Origin of the sequence: Hyella patelloides LEGE 07179, from assembly GCF_900659865.1 — a bacterium.
Lineage (GTDB): Bacteria > Cyanobacteriota > Cyanobacteriia > Cyanobacteriales > Xenococcaceae > Hyella > Hyella patelloides.
This window is the reverse complement of record NZ_LR214118.1, coordinates 1-5,953: the sequence shown is the minus strand read 5'-3', so window position 1 is coordinate 5,953 and position 5,953 is coordinate 1. Positions and strand designations below refer to the sequence as shown.

The 5,953-nt window shown below is 37.3% G+C and carries 4 protein-coding genes; 3 read left to right on the top strand and 1 reads right to left on the bottom strand.

The window, feature by feature from the left end:
• The 3 genes from H1P_RS30215 to H1P_RS30205 form a co-directional block, all read left to right on the top strand.
• The coding region (locus H1P_RS30215; RefSeq protein ID WP_246142022.1) for a methyl-accepting chemotaxis protein at positions 1 to 1,050 on the top strand (1,050 nt) is incomplete at its 5' end.
• Between the two features lie 270 nt (positions 1,051 to 1,320).
• Positions 1,321 to 4,758, top strand: a complete 3,438-nt coding sequence (locus tag H1P_RS30210; protein ID WP_144874725.1) for a hybrid sensor histidine kinase/response regulator — start codon at positions 1,321 to 1,323, stop codon at positions 4,756 to 4,758.
• An 84-nt stretch (positions 4,759 to 4,842) separates the two neighbouring features.
• On the top strand, positions 4,843 to 5,712 hold the full coding sequence (locus H1P_RS30205) for a 3'(2'),5'-bisphosphate nucleotidase CysQ family protein (protein ID WP_222427315.1): 870 nt from the start codon (positions 4,843 to 4,845) through the stop codon (positions 5,710 to 5,712).
• A gap of 11 nt (positions 5,713 to 5,723) precedes the next feature.
• On the opposite strand, the gene H1P_RS39110 is transcribed toward H1P_RS30205, so the two are convergent.
• Positions 5,724 to 5,846, bottom strand: coding sequence for a hypothetical protein (locus H1P_RS39110; protein ID WP_281291265.1), 123 nt, complete (start codon positions 5,844 to 5,846; stop codon positions 5,724 to 5,726).
• Between the last annotated feature and the right edge of the window lie 107 nt (positions 5,847 to 5,953).

Sequence of the window (5,953 nt, the reverse complement as noted above, 5' to 3'; positions counted from 1 at the left end):
CTGCAACAGCAAACAGAGCAACTAGAACAAACTATTAAGAGGGAAAGGGCTGCTAAAGAAGAATTACAAAAACAAGCGGTAGAAATGTTACGTACTGTTAGACCAGCTTTTAGCGGTGATTTAACTGTTCGTGCTAATGTTACCGAAAACGAAATTGGTACAATCGCAGGAGCTTACAATACCACTCTTGATTCTCTCAAAGAAATCGTTGTCCAAGTTAAAGAGGCCGTAGAAACAGTAGCGGATACTACAGGAAATAGTAGTTCTGCCATGGAAGGTTTATCTTTCAAAGCACAGAAACAGCTTGAAGAATTAGAACTAGCTGTCGAGCAGATCAAAGCTACTATCGAAGCCTCTAGTATAACCACCCAAAATGCTAAGAAAGTAGACTCTGCCATTGAGCAAGCAGATTCTATTGTCAAAAACGGCGATCGCGCAATGAATAAAACTGTAGAAAGTATTCTCGGTATTAGAGAAACTGTAGCGGATGCTGGGAAACGAGTTAAACGACTCAGTGATTCTTCTCAGAAAATTTCTCGTGTAGTTAACCTCATTAGCTCCTTTGCTGCTCAAACTAACCTGCTGGCTCTCAACGCAGCCCTAGAAGCAACTCGTGCAGGAGAATATGGTAAAGGATTTGCTGTAGTAGCAGATGAAGTCCGCAACCTATCCTTACAATCTTCGGAGGCGACTACTGAAATTGAAAAACTGGTAAGAGAGATTCAAGAAGAAACTCAAGAAGTAGCTGCTGCAATGGAAACAGGAGTCCAACAGGTAGCAGAAGGAACTAACTTAGTTACTGAAACTAGAGATAGTCTCAATGAGATTGTTTCTTCTACAGAGGAAATACGGGAGTTAGTTAAGGATATTAGCCTGGCTGCGGATGCTCAAACCAAACAAGCAGAATCAGTAACTAAGGTAGTAGGACAAGTAGCAACAATTGCCTACGAAACTTCCGAAGATTCACAACGTATTTCTGGCTCTTTCCAAGAATTAGAAAAACTAGCGCAAAACCTTCAATCTAGCATTTCTCGATTCAGAGTTAAGTAATTTCTAATTTCTCGAAGATTGTTAGTAGTTAGGAGTTAGTGGTCAGTAGTTCGTTGTTGATTGATTCTTAATAGTTAATTTGTGCATCTATTGACTCCTGATTCCTGGCTCCCGTACAGACGCGATATATGAGAAGCTGCGAGGTTTTCAAGCACCTGAATTTAATTCAGGTGACAAGCCCTTGTCTTTTGAGGAGACCTCAATGCTTGTAGGCCCCGTCGCTTCTCTACATACTTCTAACTCCTTATTCTAAATCTCTATTTATTAAAAATGATTACCGATCCAGATATTCGCGACCAAGCCTATCAATTCTTTCTTGAAGAAGCACCAGAACTTTTACAAACTATTGAGGAAGAAATTTTTGCGATCAATGAAGGTGAAGTCGCAATTCAAGACCGAGCTTTAAGAGTTAATTCTCTGATGCGGGCTGCTCATACCCTCAAAGGTGGGGCTGCTAATGTAGGGCTAGAAACGATTAAAACCGTTGCTCATTCAATGGAGGATGTTTTTAAAGCTCTTTATAATCCAGAATTAGAAATTGATGATGAAACTAAAAGACTCATCTACGAAAGCTTTGAATGTTTACGAGAGCCTTTAACAGCCGAATTTAGTCAAGTTTCTATCGATCGCGATGCTATTTTAGATCGTGCTGCTGCTGTATTTGCTCAACTACAAGAAATTTTTGGTGATTATCTCACCGATCAAGATGCTTTCCCTACTTCTGAAGAGCTTGGTCTAGATGTGGTGGAATCTTTCTTTGATGCGGTGATTCCTGAGCGTTTACAAGAACTATCAGTTGCGATCGCTGGTAGCGATAATAGTAATATTGCTCAAACCCTACGCATCCAAGCAGAAATTTTCATTGGGTTAGCTGAGTCTCTAGGTTTACCTGGATTTGGGGAAATTGCTCAAACTATTATTACCGCTTTAGATCGTAATAGTAATCGCTCTTTAGAAATTGCTCAAGCAGCAATGGCGAATATTGAGGCAGCGAAAAAACAAGTTTTAGAAGGCGATCGAGAACGGGGTGGTGAACCTTCTTCTCAATTGTTACAATTTGCTGATTCTAATTTTGTTCCTAGCGAGCAAGATGCTGAAGACTCGGATCGAGAAATCTTAGAATCAATGGGTCAAGTTTTAGAACAGCTTGATGAAGAAGTAACTTCAGTAACCTCTGCTACTTTAATTGAAAATCAAGATACTTGTGAAAATACCGCAGTAATTAATTCCGAACCAAAAAACAAAATTGAATTTGTTAGCTACCAAGAAGTTACAGCAGAAGACGAAGAAAATGTTGAAGATTTATTTACTCTTTCCGAATCAGATTTAGAATTATTAGAATCAGATAATAGTCAAATTTTAGCTACAGAACAAGTTGCCTCTTTTGAAGCGGTCGAGAAAAATGATCTCGATCTGCCTATGGCAACCATGATTTCTGACAGACCTATTGAGATTAAAAATGAGCCTCAAGAGACTACTCAATCAGAAGATAAATCAGAGTTATTAAGTGAGATTTGGGGTAAAGAAACAGCTACAGATAGCCAGCCAAATAATTCTAATCAAACTTCAGAAACTCCAATAATTACCAAGACAAAAGAAAATCAAGCTAGTGAAATAACTTCTACTGTATCTAATAGCAAGATTGATGATTATAAGACAGAAACTACTAACTTTACTTCTCCTGCTAAGCCGAAATTAGCTTCTAATAAAAAATCAGAAAAAGAACGCAAATCTCAAGCAAATCGAACAGTTAGAGTTAATTTAGAATCTCTAGAAAAGCTAAACGATCTTGTTGGGGAATTATTAATCAACCAAAACCAAAATATTCTTAAAGACGAACAAATTTATACCTTTGTTCAAGAATTATTAAACAAAATAAACTATAGCGAACAAGTTATTAGCCAATTAGTTGATAGTGTTGATGATGTTTATATTTCACCTGAGCAGGAAAAATTAAGGCAAGAATTACCACAAAAACTTTCAGAGATTGTCAGTATTTCTTCTGTAAGTTCCTCTGCAAATGCTCATAATAAATTACAATTATCTGATTCAGGAACTAATGTTAATCAGCTATTGCAGTTAATTTTAAATAGTAACTCTGATATTACTGCGATCGCTGAAAAGATTAAGAATCACAACAAACAAGCTAAAAGAAATACTCAAAAACAACAAAGAATGTTGTTAAACATGAGGGATGAATTGATTGAAACTAGAATGTCTCCCATTGGTAGAGTTTTCAATCGTTTTCCTCGGATGCTCCAGCAGCTATCGAGTACTTATAAAAAACCCGTTGAATTAAAAATTATTGGCGGTCATATTTTAGTTGATAAAACCATCGAAGAAAAACTTTACGATCCTTTATTACACTTGATTCGTAACTCCTTCGATCATGGTATTGAACCCCCAGAAGCACGTCAGCAACAAGGCAAATCCGAAACAGGTACAATCGAGCTTAGAGCTTACTATCAAGGTGGTAAAACTATCATCGAAATTAAAGATGACGGTAAAGGGATCGATATCGAAAAAATCAAAAATCGTGCCATTGAAAGGAAACTGATTACAGCCGAACAAGGAGAAAATTTAGGATCTTCCAGACTTTTAGAATTACTCTTTGAACCAGGATTTTCCACTGCGGAGAAAGTTAGTTCTCTCTCAGGGAGAGGTGTGGGTTTAGATGTAGTGCGATCGCAAATTGAAGCTATGGAGGGTAATGTTTCTATTGAATCTGTTCCTAATAAAGGGACTATTTTCGCCTTACAAATCCCCTTAAGCTTAACGATTGCCAAACTGATGCTAACTCAAGCAGGAGGCATTACTTACGCGCTTCTTATCGATGCGATAGAAAGAATTGTTGTCCCCATTTCTAATCAAATCAAAATATTTGAAGGACATAAAGTTCTTCATTGGCAAACTGACAACGATAAAGAAATCATTCCTGTCAGAAGACTATCAAGCCTGATTGAATATCCGCGCACTATCCCTGGAAGGATTATGGATGCACCAGAAAACCTTTATAATCCCATTCTCTTATTGCGTCGTCAGGGAGGCTTGATCGGTTTAGAAGTAGATCGCGTTTTAGGAGAACAAGAATTAGTAATTAGACCTTTAGGAAGTGCGATCGCTCCTCCGAAATATATCTACGGCTGTAGCGTTTTAAAAGACAGTAGCTTAACTCTTGTTATTGACGGTGCAGTGCTACTCAAATTGAATCAATATACTCCTTATTCACCACCTGCAATCAAACCCGAATCTACACGACAATTAAGCGGATCGACAACTCCTGCTTTACCTCCTAGTAGTGATGCTACTCAAGCTGTTTTCAATTCATCAGCATTGGCACAAACTCTTTTAGTAGTAGATGATTCCTCTAGTTTGCGCCAAAGTATCGCTATGTCTCTAGAAAAAGTTAGTGATGAAGTATATCAAGCAGAAAATGGACTTAAAGCACTAGAAAAACTACAAAAGTTAGATGGTGTAAATTTGATAGTTTGCGATTTAGAAATGCCGATGATGAATGGCTTCCAATTCTTAAAAGCTTTGCGTCAAACTAAAAATAACAAAAATATTCCTGTAATTATTTTGACTTCCAGAGACAGCGACAAACACCGTAAATTAGCCTTACAGTTGGGTGCAGCAGCCTACTTAATCAAACCTTGTGATGAACAAGAACTGTTTGATACTATCAACAGAATTTTGCGCTCAGCATAAAAACAGTCTCTGAAATAACTTTCAAGAATTATCAATTAATGCCATAATTTCTGTGATTAATATCAAAAGAATAAGGAGACTGCTTTGGACATCAATCAACCAGAAAAGCTAACCGAAATTGCCGAAATAGCTTGTTCTGTCGCTTGGGGCGCATCAGATATTCTTAGTTCTTACTACAATAGTCAAACAAAAGACCTGGATATTAAAAACAAAAAAGATGGTCCTGTAACTAAAGCCGATCTTGCTGCTAACAAACATATCTTAGAGAACCTACGAGCTAAATTTAGCGATCTCGATTTTGGCTATCTTTCCGAAGAAACTTTTGATGTTAAAAAAGCAGAGCCCATAGCTAAAGATTGGGTCTGGATTATCGATCCTTTAGATGGAACTCGCGATTTTATTGATAAAACCGGTGAATATGGTTTTCATATCGCTTTGGCTTATCAAGGTCGTCCTGTAATTGGGATTGTTGGTATTCCCGAAGCAGGTAAACTATACTATGCAGTTAAAGGTCAAGGTACTTTTGTGCAAACTAAAGAAGATCAAAAAATCACCCCGATCGAAGTTTCTGAGCGAAAAGTACCAGAAGATTTGTATCTAATTGTCAGTCGTTCTCATCGTGATGAAAGATTTCAAAAATTAATTGATACCTTACCTTTTAAGGGTAAAAAATACATGGGTGGTGTTGGAGGAAAAATTTCTACGATTCTCGAACAAGAATCTGATGTTTATATCTCCTTGTCAGGTAAATCGGCTGCTAAGGATTGGGATTTTGCAGCACCAGAACTGATTTTAACTGAAGCAGGGGGCAAATTTACTTATGAAACTGGCAAGCCTGTTTTCTATAACCAAGGCGATGTTAGAAAATGGGGTTGTATCGTAGCTACTAATGGGAACTGTCACGAATTACTCTGTGAAAAAATTACAGAAATTTTGGCAGAAATAGATAAATAAGCTTAATCAATTTACTCATAAACTATGCGGTCTTTAACTACTTGAAGACCGCTTTTTTGCGATCGCCAATAACTATAATCATTCCAATTCATTTCCTTACGTTGCTCAACATCGATATATCCCTCTTCTGTCACTTTCCGAATTAAAAGATTACGAAATAAGGTGATTTATCCAGAAAGAAGCAGTGTGGGAAATTGATTAATGCTATCAATTAAGTTATGTAATCCTAGTAATAAAGAAG

Coding starts and splice junctions, on each gene's coding strand:
- H1P_RS30210 (WP_144874725.1), top strand. CDS start 1,321: ATGATTACCGATCCAGATATTCGCGACCAAGCCTATCAATTCTTTCTT.